The following is an 18,405-nucleotide window of genomic DNA, read 5'->3' as shown; positions in this document are numbered from 1 at the left end:
GGGCCTGCCCGGGGGGAGGAACGAGTCATGAGAGTCAGCGTTTTCGGGCTCGGCTACGTGGGCTGCGTGTCGGCCGCGTGCCTGGCCAGCATGGGTCACGAGGTCATCGGGGTCGACGTCAGCCAGGTGAAGGTCGACCTGGTCAACGACGGCAAGGCCCCGGTGGTCGAGGAGCGGATCGGCGAGCTCATCGCCGAGGTCGTGCGGACGGGAGCGTTGCGCGCCACCGACGACGTCCGCGAGGCGATCGAGGGCAGCGAGGTGTCGCTCGTCTGCGTGGGCACGCCGTCCGAGCCCAACGGCAGCCTGTGCACCACGTATCTGGAGCGGGTCACCGAGCAGATCGGCGCGGCGCTCGCCGAGCGGGGCGGGCGGCACACCGTCGTGTTCCGCAGCACCATGCTCCCGGGCACCTGCCTGAACCTGCTGGTACCGATCCTGGAGAAGTACGTCGGCGGCACGGCCGGGGTGGACGTCGGGGTCGCGGTCAACCCGGAGTTCCTGCGCGAGGGCACGAGCGTGCGGGACTTCTTCGACCCGCCCAAGACCGTCATCGGCGAGCTGGACCCGGCGAGCGGCGACGCGGTGCGGGCGCTGTACGACGGCCTGCCCGGCGAGGTGTTCCGGGTGCCGATCCCGACGGCCGAGGCGATCAAATACGCGGACAACGCCTTCCACGGCCTCAAGATCGGCTTCGCGAACGAACTGGGGGCGGTGTACCAGGCACTCGGGGTGGACTCCCACCAGGTGATGGACGTGTTCCTGGCCGACCGCAAGCTGAACATCAGCCCCGCCTACCTGCGGCCCGGCTTCGCCTTCGGCGGCTCCTGCCTGCCGAAGGATCTGCGCAGCCTGGTCCACGCCGCGCAGCGGGCCGACGTCTCGGTGCCCATCCTGTCCCACGTACTGCCGTCCAACGCCGACCATCTTCAGCGCGCGGTGGAGCTGGTCGAGCGCACCGGCAAGCGCCGGGCGGGCCTGTTCGGACTCTCCTTCAAACCCGGCACCGACGACCTGCGCGAGAGCCCGCTCGTCGAACTGGCGGAACGGCTGTTCGGCAAGGGCTACGACCTGAAGATCTACGACGCCAACGTGAGCCTGTCCCGGCTGCTCGGCGCGAACCGCGAGTACATCGAGACCCGGCTGCCGCACCTCGCGCAACTGCTCGCCGATTCCGTCGAGGAGGTGCTCGAGCACGCCGAGGTGTGCCTGGTCGGGACCAGGGATCCGGCCGTGCTGTCGAAGCTCCCGCATGGCGACAGCCCCGTGATCGTCGACCTCGTCCACCTTCCCGACGCCGACGCGCGCCGGACCGAACCGGGGTACGTGGGCCTTGCCTGGTGACGCGAGAAGCGGCGACCGGCCGGAGCGGCGCGCGCTGATCCTGGTGGAGAACCTGTCCGTGCCCTTCGACCGGCGGGTGTGGCAGGAGTGCACGACGCTGCGCGACGCGGGCTGGACGGTGGACGTCATCTGTCCCCAGGGGAGCAAGCGGGACACGGAACCGGAGGCGGAGATCGACGGGGTGCGGATCCACCGCTACCCGTTGCGCGCGGCCACCGGAGGGCCGTCCGGCTATCTGCGGGAGTACGGATCGGCGTTGTGGCACACGGTCCGGCTGGCCCGCAAGGTCGGCCCGGTCGACGTGGTGCACGCCTGCAACCCGCCCGACCTGCTGTTCCTGCCGGCCCTGTGGATGAAACGGCGCGGAGCGCGGTTCGTCTTCGACCAGCACGACCTGGTTCCCGAGCTGTACCTCTCGCGGTTCGACCGTGGTGAGGACCTGCTCTATCGCGCCGTGTGCGCGCTGGAACGGCGGACCTACCGGGCCGCGGACATCGTGCTCGCCACGAACGAGAGCTACCGGGACGTCGCGGTGCGCCGTGGCGGCCGGCGTCCGGAGGACGTCTTCGTGGTGCGCAGCGCTCCCGACGTGGAACGCTTCCACCCCGTGCCGCCCGAGCCGGAGCTGAAGCGCGGCAAGCCCCATCTGCTGTGCTACCTCGGCGTCATGGGCCCGCAGGACGGCGTCGACTACGCCTTGCGGGCCCTCGCGAAACTGCGCGACGAGTGCGGGCGGACCGACTGGCACGCGGTGTTCGTCGGCGGCGGCGACACCTTCGACGCGATGGTGGAGCTGTCGCATCGGCTCGGCCTCTCGGAGCAGGTGGAGTTCACCGGGCGCATCCCGGACGCCGACCTGGTGCGCTACCTGTCCACCGCGGACGTGTGCCTCTCCCCCGACCCGCGCAATCCGCTCAACGACGTGTCCACCATGAACAAGGTCCTCGAGTACATGGTGATGGGCCGGCCGATCGTCTCGTTCGACCTCCGCGAGGCACGCGTCTCCGCCGGTGACGCCGCCCTCTACGCGCCCGCCGACGACGAGAGCGCGTTCGCCGGGCTCATCGCGGTGCTGCTGGACGATCCCGAGATGCGGGCCCGGATGGGCAAGATCGGCGAGGAGCGGATCAGCGGACCGCTCGCCTGGCGGAACTCACAGGCTTCGCTGCTCGCCGCCTACGCCGCGGCCTGCCGTGACCAGGCTCCGGTGTCCGCGGGCGCCCCGTCCCGCGCAGGGCGGAGGCCGCGCCGTTGAACGATGACACGATACGCCTGGTCACCCTGGGGCGGATCATCCGTCGGCGCTGGCGGCTGCTCACCATCTTGGCCCTGGTGGGTGCGCTCGTCGGATACGGCGCCTCCCTGCTGTTCCCGCCGCGCTACACGACCTCGGCATCGGTACTGCTGCCGGGGACGTGGGAGGAGCGCGAGCTGCTGACGCAGACGGAGGTGGCGACCAGCTCGGTGGTGGTCGACCGCGCGGCCGCCAGGCTCGGCTGGACCGGGGTGAGCGGCAGCGACCTGCGGGAACAGGTCAGCGCCAAGACCACCGACGGAAACATCATCAAGATCTCCGGCACGGCCGACACCCCGGCTCGTGCGCAGCAGCTCTCCGACCAGGTGGCCAAGGAGTTCGTCTCCTACGCCACGCGGATCGCGGCCGACAGTGCCGACCCGGGAGCGGCGCAGGAGCTCGCCGCGCTTCAGAAGTCGGTCAGGGACACCAGCCGCCGCATCAGCAAGCTGGCCGACGCGACCGACCCGGGACAGACCGTGGAGAGCGTGCAGACCCGCACCGAACTGGAGAAGCTGCGCACCGCGCTGCGGGAGGCTATCAACACCATGGAACAGGCCGACCCGGCCGACGACGAGGCGAAGAGCATGGTCGTCATGGGGTCGGCGGCCCGGCCGACCGGCGAGGCACCGCCGACGAGGACGCAGCTCATCGGCGGCGGAGCGCTGCTGTTCTTCCTGTTCGCGGTCATCGCTCATCTCACCGCAGCGCGGATGAGCCGTCGGCTGCGCGGCGAACCGGAGATCACCGCGGCGCTGGGATCGGCGCTGCTCGGTACCGTCGACGTGCCCGTCGAACGTCCCATGCACCGGCCGGCGGGCCGTGGCCCGAAGGCGTGGATCCGCCGGCTGCTGGGCCTCGACGTCCGGTGGGACATCCCGGCGCCGCAGACGTCCGGCGACGAGGCCAGCAGGCAGATCCGCTACCGGCGGGTGTGCTCCCGCCTGCGGGAGCAGCGGCCGGCACCGCAGCGGCAACTGGTCGTCTTCCCCGAGGGTGACGAGATCGCCCGCCGGGCCGCCGGGCAGCTCGTCGTCGAGGCCGGGGGCGATCCGGCGCTGCGAGCGGTGGCGGTCTCGGTGTCCCGGCCGATGGTGCCCGACCGCGGCCAGGAGTCCGGCGCCCTCATCGTGCTCAGCGCCGGCAGCTGGACCGCGGCGGAGCTCGCCGGCGTCGCCGAGGCGTGTGCGGACGCCAAGCACGCGGTCGTCGGCATCGTCCTGGCCGGTCCGGTCCGTGCGTCGCGGTCGGCCGACGGCTCTCGGCACGCCGTCGTACCGGCGCTCGAGAGCTTCGACGGCGAACTGGACGACGCGACAGGAGTCAAAGGGTGACGACGAGTACGACCACGGAGTCGTCGGCCGCCGCTCCGCTGCTGGACCTGCAGGCTCTGGTGGCGGCCGTGCGCAGGCGGCGCCGCTTCTGGTGCTCCCTCGCGCTGTTGGGGCTGATCGGCGGCGCGGCGGTGGCGTTCCTGCTGCCGCAGCCGCCGACCGCCGTGACCAAGATTCTCGTCGCGCACGAGGAGGACCAGCCGAACGACCCCGGAACGCTGATCCGCACCGACGTCGCGCTGCTGCATACCACACGGATCGCCGACACGGCTCTGAAGTCCCTCAAGTCCGAGGAAAAGGCCGAGGACTTCATGCAGAACTACAGCGGTACCGGTTTGACCAACAACATGCTCCAGATCACCGTGACCGGTGACACCGGCACGGAAGCGGTGGCCCGCGCCAAGGCGTTGGCCGATGCGTTCGTCGCGGACCATGTGAAGCGGATCCAGGAGGCCTCGAAGGCCGAGGCGAAGGCCCTGCTCGACCAGCGTGACCAGCTGAAGGACCAACTGGCCCAGGTCAACAAGGCGATCGGGGACGGGACCGAGGCGAGCGGGCCGGAGTCGTCGGCCGATCTGGAATCCCTCTATGCCCGCCGGGCCGAACTCACCTCGCAGATCACCGACTTCAGCCAGCGCGCCGGAGAGGCGAGCATCGGGACACCCCGGCTCGTCGCCGGCACGCAGATCGTGGACGCCCCGTACGTGGTGCGGCGCTCCCTGCCCAAGGCCGCTGCCACCGACGCCGTGATCGGGCTGTTCCTCGGGCTGTTCCTCGGGCTCGCGGTGGCCGCGGTGGGCGCGGTGGTGGCGGACCGTCCCGTGCTGCGCCGGGAGATCGCCGCGAACCTCGGCGCCTCGGTCATCGCGGAGCTGCCCCACCGGTCCGGCCGGCGTTGGCAGCGCCGCCGGGTCCGGGCGGCACGCGAACGGCTCACCACGTCCCTCGCCCGCACAGTGCGCGGCACCGCGGAACCCGTGTCGCTGCTGGAACTGGGCTGCGCGCGCAACACGAGCGTGATCGCCCTGGACCTCGCCAGGGCGCTGGCGGCGGAGGGGCCGGTGGTCGTCGTCGACGGTCTGCCGGGCCGACAGCTCGCCGGCCGCCGCCCGAACCCGGGGGACCCGGCCGTCGTCACCGGCGACCGTGCCGAGGCCGTGTCGCCCCAGGAGCGCCGGATCGGCGTCGGCTCGGTCGCGCCCGGCACGGCGTGGACCGACCTCCAGTACCTCGGCACCAGGGCGGTGCTCACCGTGCGTGCCGGGCACGGCAGCGCCGCCTGGCTGCACACCGTGGCGCGGCAGCTCGCGGACCAGCACATCACGGTGATCGGCGTGGTGCTGATCGACCCCGACCCGCGTGACCGGACCGACGGCACGTTGTGGGACGCGCGGCACACCGCGCTGCGCGGCCAGAACGAGCGGCCGGCCCGGCACAACGGTGGGGGTACCTCCCACGCCGTTCCGGCAGTGGGGGAAGGCCCACGGCGGGCGGAGCGGCTGCCGATGTGGGCGGCACGGGTCCCGGACAGCGACCAGGAGGCTCAGTAACACATGTGTGGCATCGCAGGAGCTTACCGATGGCCGGACGGGAAGGCCGTGACCGACCGGCTCACCGATACCCTCGCCCACCGTGGCCCGGACGGGGCGGGCCGGTACAGCCACCCCGTCGGTGACGCCGAAGTACACCTCGGGCACCGCCGGCTGGCCATCATCGACCTGTCCGAGACCGGCGCCCAGCCGATGGTCTCCGACGGCCTCGTCCTGACGTACAACGGCGAGCTGTACAACGCGCCCGAACTGCGCGCCGAGCTGGCGGCCGCCGGGGTGCGCTTCCGCGGTACCTCTGACACCGAGGTGCTGCTGGAGGCCTGGCGGCGCTGGGGCACGGACTGCCTGCCCCGGCTGCGCGGCATGTTCGCGTTCGGGATCTTCGACGAGCGCACCGGCGACCTGGTGCTCGCCCGCGACCAGCTCGGCATCAAGCCGCTGTTCCTGCTCCGGCGGGGCGAGGGCCTGGTGTTCGCCTCCGAGCTCAAGGCGCTCGCCGCCGTGACCGGCGGGTCGCTCGAGGTGGACCATGCGGCGCTGGTGGCCTCGCTGCTGTACTACTGGGTGCCGGACTCGCGGTGCGCGTTCCGCGAGGCGGAGAAGCTGCCGCCGGGGAGCTGGCTCAGGTGCCGGCCCGACGGGCGGGTGGAGCGCGGCCGGTACTGGAACCTGAGGGACGTCGCCGCGGAGGGCCGGGAGCGGGCCCTGAGCGGAGAGCTGCCGGACCTCGCCGCCGTCGTCGAGGAGTCGACGCGGCGTCACCTGATCTCCGACGTGCCCGTGGCGACGTTCCTCTCCGGCGGGCTCGACTCCAGCTATCTGACGGCGCTGGCGGCCCGTGACCGGCCGGGGATCTCCGCCTACACGATCGGGTTCCGCGCCGAGGACGCCAGGTTCGAGGCGATGCCGGACGACCTGCGCTACGCCCGGCAGGTGGCCGAGCGGTTCGGCGTCGACCTGCACGAGATCGAGATCGCGCCGAACGTGCTCGACCTGCTGCCGCAGATGACGTACCACCTGGACGAGCCCATCGGCGACCCCGCCGCGATCAACACGTTCCTGATCTGCTCGGCCGCCCGGGAGGCCGGCGTCAAGGTGATGCTCTCGGGGATGGGCGCCGACGAGTTGTTCGCCGGGTACCGCAAGCATCTGGCCAACCTGATCGCGCTGCGCTACCAGCGCGTCCCGCGGCCCCTGCGGCGCGGACTGTCGAGGGCCGTGGACCGGCTGCCGGTCGCCACGGCCCGACGGGGATACCGCTCGGTGCGTTTCGCGAAGCGGTTCCTCTCCTTCGCCGATCTGCCGGAGGAGACGGCGTTCCGGCGCAGCTACACGATGTACGACCAGGACGAGTTGCTGGCCCTGATCGATCCCGACCTGGCCGGAACGGTCGACGACGTGCTGACCGAGCACGCGGACGTCTACCGGGACAACGACCTCGACGACTTCGTCAACCGCATGTGCCTGGGTGACGCCCGGATGTTCCTGCCGGGCCTGAACCTCGCCTACACCGACCGGTCGAGCATGGCCGCGTCGATGGAGGTGCGGGTGCCGTACGTGGACGTCGAGGTGGTCAGGGCGGCGTTCGCCGTGCCCGGTGACCGCAAGATCGTCGGAAGGCAGGGCAAGGCCGTCCTCAAGGAGGCTGCCTCCTCGGTCCTGCCACGGGAGATCGTGTACCGGCCCAAGGGCCTGTTCAGCGCCCCGTTGCGGGCCTGGATGAGCCGGGATCTGGCACCGCTGGTGCGCGAGGTCGTGAACGACGGCGAACTCGTCCGCTCGGGCCTCCTGCGCCGCGACGCCCTGGCGCGCATGGTCGCCGAGGACGCCGCCGGGCACCGGGACTACTCCAAGCATCTGTGGCACGTGCTGACCCTCGAGTACTGGTATCGCGCAGCGGCCTCCGGGGCCGGTCGGAACTCCCTTTGACGGCTCAGAACTCCCTTTGACGGCGTAGAGACAAGAGGACTTCGGGTGAAACAGGTCGTACAGAACTACAAGAGCGGCGAGCTGGCGCTGCTCGACGTGCCGGTGCCGGGGTGCAAGCCGAACGGTGTGCTGGTCCGCAGCGCGTACTCGCTGATCTCCACCGGGACCGAGCTCATGAAGGTGTCCGAGGCCGGCATGTCGATGCTGGGCAAGGCCCGCTCACGCCCGGACCAGGTGGCCAAGGTCGTGCAGAGCGTGGCCACCAACGGGGTGCCCGCCACCTACCGCAAGGTGATGGGCAAGCTGGACTCCTACACACCGCTGGGCTACTCGCTGTGCGGGGTGGTCGAGCAGGTCGGCGCCGGGATCGACGATGTGAAGGTCGGCGACCTCGTGGCCTGCGCCGGCAACGAGCACGCGTTGCACGCCGAGCTGAACTGGGTGCCGAAGAACCTCTACGCCCCGGTGCCGGACGGCCTCGCGCCGCGGCACGCGGCCTTCGGCACCGTCGGGTCGATCGCGATGCAGGGCGTCCGCCAGGGCGAGTCGCGGCTCGGCGAAGTGGCACTGGTCGTCGGCCTCGGGCTGATCGGGCAGCTGGTGGTGCAGTTGCTGGCCGCCTCCGGGGTCCGCGTCGTCGGGGCCGACCCCGACCCGGCGCGCTGCGAACTCGCCGAACGCCTGGGAGCGACGGCCTGCGGCGATCCCGCCTCCGCGGCCGTGGAGAACGCCGTCGCCGAACTCACCGGCGGGCACGGCGTGGACCAGGTGTACCTGGCCGCCGGCGGCGGCAGCAACCAGCCCGTCGAGCTGGCCGCCCGGCTGAGCCGGGACCGCGGCCGGGTCGTCGACATCGGCAAGTGCCGCCTGGACCTGCCGTGGAACGCCTACTACGAGAAGGAGCTCGACGTCCGGTTCTCCCGCAGTTACGGCCCGGGGCGCTACGACCCGGAGTACGAGCTCGAGGGCCGGGACTACCCGATCGGCTATGTGCGCTGGACCGAGCGCCGCAACCTGGCGTGCTTCCTCGATCTCGCCGCCCGCGGCCGCGTCGACGTGGAGCCCCTGATCTCCCATGTCGCCGACTTCGATGACGCCGTCGAGACGTACCGGAGCCTGAAGGACGGCGAACTCAAGGCCGTGGCCGTGCTGTTCCGGTACCCCGAGCAGAAGGAGGAGGCGGAGGCGGCGCAGGCGCAGGCCCCGGCCGTGACCGTGCCCGCGGTGCGTCGCGGCACGGCGGCGCCCGCCCCGGGCCGCGCCGCCGGGGCGCCGGTGCGGCTGGCGTTCGTCGGCGCCGGGAACTACGCGACGTCGATGCTGCTGCCGCACCTGGCGCAGCGCGACGGCGTCGAGTTGTCCACGGTGGTCACCACGACGGCGCTGTCCGCGGCCAACGCGAAGCGGAAGTTCGGCTTCGCCGAGGCGACCACCGATCTCGACGCCGTGCTCGGCGACCGGTCCGTCGACGCGGTGTTCGTCGTCACCCGCCACAGCTCGCACGCCGAACTGACCCGCAAGGCACTCCTCGCCGGCAAGGCGGTGTTCGTGGAGAAGCCGCTCGCGCTCACCGAGGACGAGCTGAGCGGTGTGCTCGCGGCCGTGGAGGAGTCCGGCAACGACCGGATCCAGGTGGGCTTCAACCGCCGGTTCGCGCCGCTGCTTCAGGAGGCCAGGAAGCGGTTCGGCGCCAGGACCGGTCCGGCGAGCCTGCGCTACCTGGTGAACGCGGGCCGTCTCGACCACGGCAGCTGGTACCTCCAGCAGGGCGCCGAAGGCTCGCGGTTCGCCGGCGAGGGCGGGCACTTCATCGACACGGCGAGCTGGCTGCTCGACGCCGATCCGGTCTCGGTGTACGCGGTCGCCGCGCCCGGCAACGAGGACCTCCAGGTCGTGCTCCGCTACCCGGACGGGTCGACCGCTGCCATCAGCTACGTCACCACCGGCGCGCCCGGCTTCCCCAAGGAGACCCTGGACCTGGTGGCGGACGGCAAGGTGCTGCGGCTCGACGACTTCGTCCGCGCCTCGGTCTACGACCGCAAGCGGTGGGTCAGTTCGCGGCTGCCCAAAGCCCGGGACAAGGGCCAGTCCGCCGAACTGGCCGCGTTCGTCAAGGCCGTGCGGACCGGCGGGCCCATGCCGGTGCCGCTGGAGTCGCTGGTCGCCACCACGGCGGCCACCCTCGCCGTGCGGGCCGGCCTGGCGGGCGGCGCGCCGGTGACCCTGGCGGGGTCACGATGACGGTGAGGTCGGGGAGCCCGGGCTGGTACCTGCGGCGGCTGTCCCGGATGGGACCGCGCGAGGTCGGCGGCCGGGTGGGCGACACGGTGCGCCGGCGGCGGTGGCGGTCGGCGCCGCCCGACTGCCCGGGCGTGACCGGCGCCCGGTTCACCGCGGTCCTGCCCGCGGGGACGATCGCCGCGGTGCCACCGGACGCCGCGAAGCGACTCGTCGCCGAGGCGGACCGGCTGATGGCCGGGCACGCCGAGTACTTCGGGGTGGACCGCGACGACCTGGCCGACCCGGACTGGTTCCACGACCCGAGGACCGGGCGCCGGGCGCCGTCGGGCTACGCCTTCGACGTGCCCTACCGCGACGAGGAAGCGGTCGGGGACATCAAGCAGATCTGGGAGCTGTCCCGGCACCAGCACCTCACCGTGCTCGCCGCCGCCTACGCGGTCACCGGGGACGAGCGGTACGCCGAGCGGGCGGCCGGACATCTGCGGTCGTGGTGGGCGGCCAACGCGCCGCTGCGCGGGGTGCACTGGACCAGCGGCATCGAGCTGGGGATCCGGCTGCTGTCCTGGGTGTGGGTCCGCCGTCTGCTCGACGGCTGGCCGGGCGCGGCCCATCTGTTCGAGGGCAACCCGGTGGCGCTGAACCAGATCTGGCACCACCAGCGCTGGCTGGCCGCCTTCCCCAGCCGGGGGTCCTCGGCGAACAACCACGTCATCGCCGAGACCGCCGGGCAGTTCGCCGCGGGCTGCGCGTTCGGGTGGTTCCCCTCCTCGGCGCGCTGGCGGGCCGACGCGCTGCGGTCGCTGGAGCGGCAGCTGCGCGGCAACACCTTCGGCTCCGGCCTCAACCGCGAACTGGCCAGCGAGTACCACGGGCTGGTGCTGGAGCTCGGCCTGGCCGCGGTGGCCGAGGCGGATGCCGCGGACGTGCCGGTCCCCGCGTCGGTGCGGCTGGTGCTGCTGCGGATGACCGACGCGCTCGCGGCCGTCGTGGACAACCGGCTGCGGCCGCCGCGGCAGGGGGACGCGGACGACGGGCACGGGCTGGTCGTGGACGGCTCCGGCACCGACCGCTGGGGTTCGCTGCTGGCCACCGGGGACGCCGTGTTCGGCCGGCTCGCCTGGTGGCCGACGGTGACCGGCACCGATGTGCGCACCCCGCTGCTGGCCGCGCTCATCCGGCCGTACGCGAAGGGGGGCACCGCACCGGCCGTGTCCCGCCCGGCGAGCCGGCCGGCCCATTTCGCCGACGCCGGCATGACCGTCCTGCGGGGGCCGGAGAAGATCTGGTGCCGCTGCGACGGCGGTCCGCACGGGTTCCTGTCCATCGCCGCGCACGCCCACGCGGACGCGCTGTCCGTGGAGGTCCGGCACGACGGGGTCGACGTGCTCGCCGACCCGGGGACGTTCTGCTACCACGGGCAGCCCGAGTGGCGGCGCTACTTCCGGTCGACGCTCGGCCACAACACCGTCGAGCTGGACGGCGAGGACCAGTCCGTCTCCGGCGGCCCGTTCCTGTGGACCCGGCATGCCCGCAGCCGCGTGCTGGTCGCGGACGCCTCCGACGGGGGGACGGCCCGCTGGTGCGCCGAACACGACGGCTACCGGCCCTCCGTGCACCGCCGCCGGGTGGAGCTGACGGCCGCGAGCCAGGAACTGAGGGTGGTCGACGAGGTGCGCGGCCCGCGCCGCGCCGTGCGTCTGGCGTTCCACCTGGGCCCGGCCGTCGCAGCGGACCTGGTGGACAGCCGGGCGGCGCTCACCTGGAGCGTGGACGGCGAGGACCGTTCCGCGGTGCTCGACCTGCCCGGGCAGTTGTCGTGGCGGGCGCATCGCGGCGAGAGCGAGCCGCCGCTGGGCTGGTACTCCGCCGGCTTCGGGCGCAAGGAGCCCGCCACCACCCTGGTGGGCACCGGTTTCACCGACGGCACGGAGGACTTCACCACCGTGCTCGGGTTCCACGGTTAGGAAGGGAGGGCACGTGGGGATCAAGTGGCGGCACCGGGTCTGGCCGGCGGCACCGCTGGCGCTGGCTCTGCTGGCGGCGGCCGGCTGTGACAGCGGCACGACGGACGCGACGCCGAAGCCGACCGCCGCGCCCCCCACGTCCGCGGCCCGTATGTGTGCCAAGCCCGCCGCCGGGCCGGCGAAGGCGCCGGCGGGGGCGGTGACGGTCGACCCCGCGGTGCCCGGCGACCTGGCCGCGAAGACCGAGAACAGCCCTGCGCACACCACCTTCTGGCTCCGGCCGGGCAAGCACACGCTCATGTCGGACCGCTACGACCAGGTGATCCCCAAGGAGGGGGACGTCTACGTGGGCGCGCCGGGCGCGGTGCTCGACGGCCGCAGGAGCAACCAGTACGCGTTCGGTGGCGCCGCCCCCGACGTCACCATCCGCTACCTGACCGTGCAGCAGTTCGTCGCGCCCCGGGACGAGGGCGTGGTCAACCACGACTCGGCCGACGGGTGGGTGATCGAGCACGCGACGATCCAGAAGAACACCGGCGCCGGGCTGATGGCCGGCGCCCGTCAGCAGGTCCGTGCCAGTTGCCTGCGCGACAACGGCCAGTACGGCATGAACGCGTACAAGGCCGCGGACGGTATCAAGGGCCTGGTGGTCGAGGGCAACGAGATCACGGGCAACAACACGGACGACTGGGAGCGCCAGCGGCCGGACTGCGGCTGTAGTGGCGGCGTCAAGTTCTGGGCCGTCAACGGTGCTGACATACGCGGCAACTGGGTGCACGACAACCGTGGAACCGGGCTGTGGGCGGACACCAACAACAACGACTTCCTCATCGAGGACAACCTGATCGAGGACAACGACGGTGCCGCGCTGATCTACGAGACCAGCTACAACGCGGTCATCCGGAAGAACACGATCCGGCGGAACAACTGGGTGGAGGGCCGCAGTTACGCCGCTGCCGGCGACACCTTTCCGTTCGCGACGGTCTACCTCTCCGAGTCCGGCGGCGAACCCCGGATCCGGGCCCGCACGGACAAGATCGACATCTACCGGAACGTGCTGGAGAACAACTGGTCCGGGATCACCCTGTGGGAGAACGCCGACCGGTTCTGCAACAGCCCGGCCAACACCTCCTCCGGTGACTGCACGTTGCTGGTGAAGAACACCGGCCGCTGCGCGCAGCCCGCGATCGCCGACGCACCGCTCTACTCCGACTGCCGGTGGAAGACCCAGCGGGTGGACATCCACGACAACCGCTTCGTGCTGGACAAGTCCGTCGTCGGCTGCACGGTGAAGTGCGACCGCATGGCGGTGCTCTCCAACTACGGCACCTATCCCGACTGGTCGCCGTACCAGGGCGAGCGGGTGGCCGAGGCGATCACCGGCGCGCAGCACAACCGCTGGCACGACAACGTCTACGTCGGACCGTGGACCTTCGTCGTCCACGACGCGAGCCGGACCGTCGGCTTAAAGCAGTGGCGGGCCGCTCCCTACCGGCAGGACGCGGGCAGCACCCTGCGCGCGAAGGACGGTGGGTGAGATGAGCACGGACCACACATCGAAGATCGTCGGGACGGTCTGGGGGCTGCTCGTCCTCAACACCCTCGGCTCCGCCGGGGCGAGGACCATCGTCCCGCTGCCCCGCTCCCTCATCCAGATGGTCACCATGGGCTCGCTGGTCGCCGCGTTCGCACTGGCGCTCGTGGTGAACCCCCGGGTGCGTATCCGGGCCAGCGCCTACGTGTTCCTGCTCACCCTCCTGCTGGTGCCGAGCCTCATCTCCAGCGTGGACCAGGGAGCCGGGTTCGGCTCGCTGTTCCGCTGCACCCGGCTGGCTCTCTTCGTCGGCACGCTGTGGCTGCTCAGCCGCTGGTGGGACGGCGGCCCGACGTTCGTCCGGCACCACATCCGGATGTACTTCGCGGTGCTCGGGTCGGTGGCCGCCGGCCTGGTCATCTCACCGGGCGCGGCGCTGCCCGATCTCTACGGCGGACGCCTTGTCGGCGCGTTGTGGCCGCTCACCCCGCCGCAGATCGGACAGTACGCCGCGGTGATCATCGGGCTCACCGTGCTGCTCCTCCTGGGCCGCAGGACCGACCGGACCAGCGCGGCGACGGTCATCGTGCCTTCCCTCGTCCTGCTGGCGCTGACCCATACCCGGACGGCCACGCTCGGCCTGGTCATCGGGCTCACGTTGGCGATCACCTCCCTCGTTCTGACCAGCGCCGCCGCCCGCCGGGTCTTCTCCTGGGCGGTGCTGTGCGCCGCGGTGGCCGCGGTGGGGTTCAGCTCCGCGCTCCAGGCGTGGTTCCTGCGCGGGCAGAGCCAGGAGAACTTCGCCAGCCTCACCGGCCGGGCCAAGGTCTGGCACGCCCTGCTGGCGGCGCCCCGGACGACCACGGAGTACCTGTTCGGCACGGGCCTGGGCGACAAGTCGTTCGGCGGGCTCCCGATCGACAACAGCTGGCTGGCCGTCTACAACGAGCAGGGCGTGACCGGCATCGCCCTGGTGGCGGCGATCATCATCGTGCTGGGCGGCGTCGCGCTGCTGCGGCCGCCGTCGCTGTCGAGAGCCTGCGCGATCTTCCTGATCAGCTACTGCGCTATCGCGTCGTACACCGAGGCCGGGCTGGGCGACGCCTCCCCGTATCTGCTGCACCTGGCCGTGGCCGCCTCGCTGCTGGCCGCGCCGGCCCCGGCCGCTGCCCCGACGGCGCCCGAAGTCACTCGACGACCCGCCCCGCGATGGGCCCGCAGATCGGAGGTGACGTGAGCATGCACGTCCTCGTGGTGCACAACCACTACGCCTCGGCGCAGCCGAGCGGGGAGAACAAGGTCGTCGACCAGGAGGTGGCGCTGCTGCGCGGGGCCGGCCACCGGGTCGAGCTGTTCGAGCGGCGCAGCGACGACATCGCCGCCCGGTCCCTGCCGGGCAAGGCCGCGGTGGCGCTGCTGGTGCCGTGGAACCCGTCGGTCCGCGCCGAGCTCGCCGACCGGCTTCGCGCCGAGCGGCCGGACGTGGTGCACGTCCACAACGTCTTCCCGCTCCTGTCGCCGGCGGTGCTGGCCGCCTGTGCCGACGCCGGGGTCCCCGCCGTCGCCACGCTGCACAACTACACCCAGGTCTGCCCGCCCGGCACGCTCCAGCGGGACGGCCGGCCGTGCACCGAGTGCGTCGGGTCGGCGCCGCTGCCCGCCGTGCGGCACGGCTGCTACCGGGGCTCCCGGCTGGCGACGGTGCCGCTCGCGGTCAGCCTGTCGGTCAACCGGCGGCGGTGGTGGTCCGGTGTGGAGCGGTTCTTCTGCATCTCCGCCGCGCAGCGCGACGTCCTGGTGCGCTCCGGCATGCCGGCGGAACGGCTGGCGGTGAAGCACAACTTCGTGCCCGAGCCGGCCGACCGCCGGACGGGCGCCGGCGAGCATCTGCTCTATCTCGGCCGCCTCGCGGAGGCCAAGGGCGTGCGGCTGCTCATGGCCGCGTGGGACGAGATCGCCGCCCAAGGCGGTGTGGGGGTGCCGCTGGTGGTCGCCGGCACGGGGCCGCTGGAGCGGGAGGTGGCCGCCTGGGCGGCGGGCCGGGACGACGTGCGCTACGACGGCCTGTACGACGCGGCGCAGTGTCAGAAGGCCGTCGCGCGGTCGGTGGCCGTGGTGGCCCCCTCCACGTGGCTCGAGGCGTTCGGCCTGGTGGTCGTGGAGGCGATGGCGGCCGGGGTCCCGGTCGTCGCCGCCGGTCACGGCGCCTTCGTCGAACTCGTCGACGAGGGGGTGACCGGGCTGCTGCACCGGCCGGGCGAGGCCGCCTCGCTCGCGGCGTGCCTGCGGCGGATCACGGCCGGGCCGGACCGTAACCAGGAGATGGGCCGGGCGGCCCGGCGCCGTTACGAGCAGGGCTTCAGCCCGGCCGTCGGGCTGGAGCGCCTGCTGGAGGGGTACCGCACCGCGATCGCGGGTCGGTCCGGCGGCGGGGACAGCCCGCCGCCGGTTGGGGACATGAGCACTGGCTCGCGGCGGGGGCACCGGCGCGAGAGGGATGGGGGCAGTAGATGACACGATGCCGACTCTGCGGCTCGGCGGCGCTGGAGAGCGTCGTCGATCTGGGGGCGACCCCGCCGTGCGAGAGCTTTCTCGCCGAGGACCGACTGGACCTGCCGGAGCCCGCGTACCCGCTGCATCTGCGGGTCTGCACCGACTGCTGGCTGGCGCAGATCCCTCCGCTGATCACTCCGGAGGAGACGTTCAAGGAGTACGCGTACTTCTCCTCCTACTCGACCTCCTGGGTGGAGCACGCGCACACGTTCGTCGGCGACGCCGTACAGCGGCTGGGGCTGGACGCCGACTCCTTCGTGGTCGAGGTCGCGAGCAACGACGGCTATCTGCTGAGGCACGTGGTGGACCGCGGGATCCGCTGTCTCGGCGTCGAGCCGTCGGTGAACGTCGGCGCCGCGGCGCGGGACGCGGACGTGCCCACCCTCACGGAGTTCCTGGACCCGGCCACCGGCGCCGGCGTGCGCGCCGAGCACGGTCCGGCCGACCTGGTCGTGGCCAACAACGTGTACGCGCACATCCCCGACGTGGTCGGGTTCACGCAGGGGCTGCGCGCCCTGGTCGCCGACGACGGCTGGGTCTCCATCGAGGTGCAGCACCTGCTGACCCTGATCGAGGAGAACCAGTACGACACGATCTACCACGAGCACTTCCAGTACTACACGGTCGCGTCCGCGGCCCGGGCCCTGGCGAGCGGCGGACTGACGTTGGTGGACGTCGAGTTGCTGCCGACGCACGGCGGCTCCATCCGGCTGTGGGCCCGGCCGGCCGAGGTGGCCGGCGAGCCGACCCGCCGGGTGGCCGAGGTACTGGACCGGGAGAAGGCCGCCGGGCTCCAGGAACTGTCCGGGTACACGGAGTTCTCCGCCCGGGTCGCCAAGGTGCGCCGGGACCTGCTGCGGTTCCTCATAGAGGCGGCCGAGCGCGGTGAGACGGTCGTCGGCTACGGCGCCCCGGGCAAGGGCAACACCCTGCTCAACCACTGCGGCATCCGGCCCGACCTGCTCCCGTACACGGTCGACCGCAACCCCTACAAGCACGGCAGGTTCACCCCGGGCACCCGGATCCCGATCCTGCCGCCGGAGCAGATCGCCGCCGACCGGCCGGACTACGTCCTCGTCCTGCCCTGGAACCTGCGGGACGAGCTGGTCGAGCAGCTGTCCTTCGTGCACGACTGGGGTGGCCGGCTGGTCTTCCCCATACCGGAACTGAGCATCGTCGAGGTCACGTCATGAAGGTCGTTCTGTTCTGCGGCGGTTACGGGATGCGCATGCGCAACGGCGCCTCCGACGACGTGCCCAAGCCGATGGCCATGGTCGGCCCGCGGCCGCTGATCTGGCACGTCATGCGCTACTACGCGCACTTCGGGCACACGGAGTTCATCCTGTGCCTCGGATACGGGGCCCACCACATCAAGGACTTCTTCCTCAATTACGAGGAGACGACGTCCAACGACTTCGTGCTGCGGGGCGGGCGGACCGAGCTGCTGTCGACCGACATCTCGGACTGGACGATCACGTTCGCGCAGACCGGCATCGAGTCACCGATCGGGGAGCGGCTGCGCCGGGTCAGACACCACCTGGACGGTGACGAGATGTTCCTCGCCAACTACGCCGACGTGCTCACCGACGCCCCGCTGCCGGAGATGATCGACCGGTTCGCCCGGCGCGACGCCGGCGCGTCGATGATGGTGGTGCCGCCGCAGTCGTCGTTCCACTGCGTGGAACTCGGCGAGGACGGCCTGGTGGGGGGCATCACCGCGGTGAGCGAACTGCCGCTGTGGGAGAACGGCGGCTACTTCGTGCTCCGCCAGGAGATCTTCGACCACATACCGGAGGGCGGCGACCTGGTCGCCGACGGATGCGGCCAGCTCGCCAAGCGCGGACGGCTGGTGGCCCACCAGCACCGCGGTTTCTGGAAGCCGACCGACACCGTGAAGGAGCGGGCCGCGCTCGACGACGCCTACACCCGGGGCGACCGGCCGTGGGCCGTGTGGGAACGGGACGGCGCGGGGGCGGGCACGTCCGGCAGCCTGGACGGTTCCGGAGCCAGGGCGTGATCCGCCTCGGGGCCGACCGCCTCGACCGGATCGTCGCGGTGGGCGCGCACTGCGACGACATAGCCATCGGTGCGGGCGGCACGCTGCTGACACTGTGCCTCGCGCGGCCGGGCATCCGTGTCGACGCACTGGTCCTCACCGGCGGGGGCAGCGAGCGGGAGCAGGAGGAGCAGGCCGCGCTCGCCGCCTTCTGCCCCGGCGCCGATCTGCGGCTGACCGTGCACAAGCTGCCGGACGGCCGGCTGCCCGCGTACTGGGCCGAGGCCAAGGACGCGGTCGAGGAGCTGCGCGCGGACACGGAGCCGGATCTCGTCCTCGCCCCCCGCACCGACGACGCGCACCAGGATCACCGCGGTCTGGCGAAGCTGGTGTCCACCGCGTTCCGCGACCACCTCGTGCTCGGCTACGAGATCGTCAAGTGGGACGGCGATCTGGGCCGTATGGCGGCGTACCAGCCGCTGTCGCCGGAGATCGCCGAGCAGAAGGTGCAACTGCTTCAGGAGCACTACCCCTCGCAGCGGCACCGGCCCTGGTACGACCGGGAGGCCTTCCTCGGGCTGGCCCGGATCCGCGGCATCGAAAGCCACGCGCGCTACGCCGAGGCCTTCGCCGTCACCAAACTCACGCTCGATCTGGGGGAATGAC

At 72.1% G+C, this 18,405-nt stretch carries 13 protein-coding genes; all 13 read left to right on the top strand.

Annotated features, from left to right (window positions below; translation table 11 throughout):
* Positions 1–27 precede the first annotated feature (27 nt).
* From OHS71_RS35345 to OHS71_RS35285, 13 genes are read left to right on the top strand one after another with little or no spacing between them, the layout of a single operon-like run.
* The gene (locus tag OHS71_RS35345) at positions 28–1,344 is read left to right on the top strand and encodes a nucleotide sugar dehydrogenase (protein ID WP_328483380.1); all 1,317 of its coding nucleotides are present in this window, start codon (positions 28–30) and stop codon (positions 1,342–1,344) included.
* Positions 1,334–2,599, top strand: a complete 1,266-nt coding sequence (locus OHS71_RS35340; RefSeq protein ID WP_328483379.1) for a glycosyltransferase family 4 protein — start codon at positions 1,334–1,336, stop codon at positions 2,597–2,599. Before OHS71_RS35345 ends, OHS71_RS35340 begins: the two co-directional genes overlap by 11 nt.
* Positions 2,596–3,972: a Wzz/FepE/Etk N-terminal domain-containing protein gene (locus OHS71_RS35335; protein WP_328483378.1), complete on the top strand. Its 1,377-nt coding sequence runs from the start codon at positions 2,596–2,598 to the stop codon at positions 3,970–3,972. The genes OHS71_RS35340 and OHS71_RS35335 overlap by 4 nt, the downstream gene beginning before the upstream one ends.
* Complete coding sequence (locus tag OHS71_RS35330; RefSeq protein WP_328483377.1) at positions 3,969–5,522, top strand: Wzz/FepE/Etk N-terminal domain-containing protein; 1,554 nt, start codon at positions 3,969–3,971, stop codon at positions 5,520–5,522. The genes OHS71_RS35335 and OHS71_RS35330 overlap by 4 nt, the downstream gene beginning before the upstream one ends.
* A gap of 3 nt (positions 5,523–5,525) precedes the next feature.
* Complete coding sequence (gene asnB / locus OHS71_RS35325; protein WP_328483376.1) at positions 5,526–7,451, top strand: asparagine synthase (glutamine-hydrolyzing); 1,926 nt, start codon at positions 5,526–5,528, stop codon at positions 7,449–7,451.
* Positions 7,452–7,496: 45 nt separating this feature from the next.
* Positions 7,497–9,692: a bi-domain-containing oxidoreductase gene (locus OHS71_RS35320; protein ID WP_328483375.1), complete on the top strand. Its 2,196-nt coding sequence runs from the start codon at positions 7,497–7,499 to the stop codon at positions 9,690–9,692.
* Positions 9,689–11,656, top strand: coding sequence for a heparinase II/III family protein (locus OHS71_RS35315; protein WP_328483374.1), 1,968 nt, complete (start codon positions 9,689–9,691; stop codon positions 11,654–11,656). The genes OHS71_RS35320 and OHS71_RS35315 overlap by 4 nt, the downstream gene beginning before the upstream one ends.
* A gap of 13 nt (positions 11,657–11,669) precedes the next feature.
* Positions 11,670–13,193 (top strand): right-handed parallel beta-helix repeat-containing protein, encoded by a 1,524-nt coding sequence (locus tag OHS71_RS35310; RefSeq protein ID WP_328483373.1) that lies wholly within the window; start codon positions 11,670–11,672, stop codon positions 13,191–13,193.
* A 1-nt stretch (position 13,194) separates the two neighbouring features.
* The gene (locus OHS71_RS35305; RefSeq protein WP_328483372.1) at positions 13,195–14,427 is read left to right on the top strand and encodes an O-antigen ligase domain-containing protein; all 1,233 of its coding nucleotides are present in this window, start codon (positions 13,195–13,197) and stop codon (positions 14,425–14,427) included.
* A gap of 2 nt (positions 14,428–14,429) precedes the next feature.
* The gene (locus tag OHS71_RS35300; protein WP_328484753.1) at positions 14,430–15,704 is read left to right on the top strand and encodes a glycosyltransferase; all 1,275 of its coding nucleotides are present in this window, start codon (positions 14,430–14,432) and stop codon (positions 15,702–15,704) included.
* On the top strand, positions 15,701–16,936 hold the full coding sequence (locus OHS71_RS35295) for a class I SAM-dependent methyltransferase (protein ID WP_328483371.1): 1,236 nt from the start codon (positions 15,701–15,703) through the stop codon (positions 16,934–16,936). Before OHS71_RS35300 ends, OHS71_RS35295 begins: the two co-directional genes overlap by 4 nt.
* Positions 16,933–17,760, top strand: a complete 828-nt coding sequence (locus OHS71_RS35290) for a glucose-1-phosphate cytidylyltransferase (RefSeq protein ID WP_328483370.1) — start codon at positions 16,933–16,935, stop codon at positions 17,758–17,760. Before OHS71_RS35295 ends, OHS71_RS35290 begins: the two co-directional genes overlap by 4 nt.
* Positions 17,757–18,404, top strand: coding sequence for a PIG-L deacetylase family protein (locus OHS71_RS35285; RefSeq protein WP_328483369.1), 648 nt, complete (start codon positions 17,757–17,759; stop codon positions 18,402–18,404). Before OHS71_RS35290 ends, OHS71_RS35285 begins: the two co-directional genes overlap by 4 nt.
* The last annotated feature ends 1 nt before the right edge of the window (position 18,405 follow it).

Source organism: Streptomyces sp. NBC_00377 (genome assembly GCF_036075115.1).
Classification (GTDB): domain Bacteria; phylum Actinomycetota; class Actinomycetes; order Streptomycetales; family Streptomycetaceae; genus Streptomyces.
Note: the sequence above shows the minus strand (reverse complement) of the source record. Positions and strands in the feature narration are given on the sequence as shown.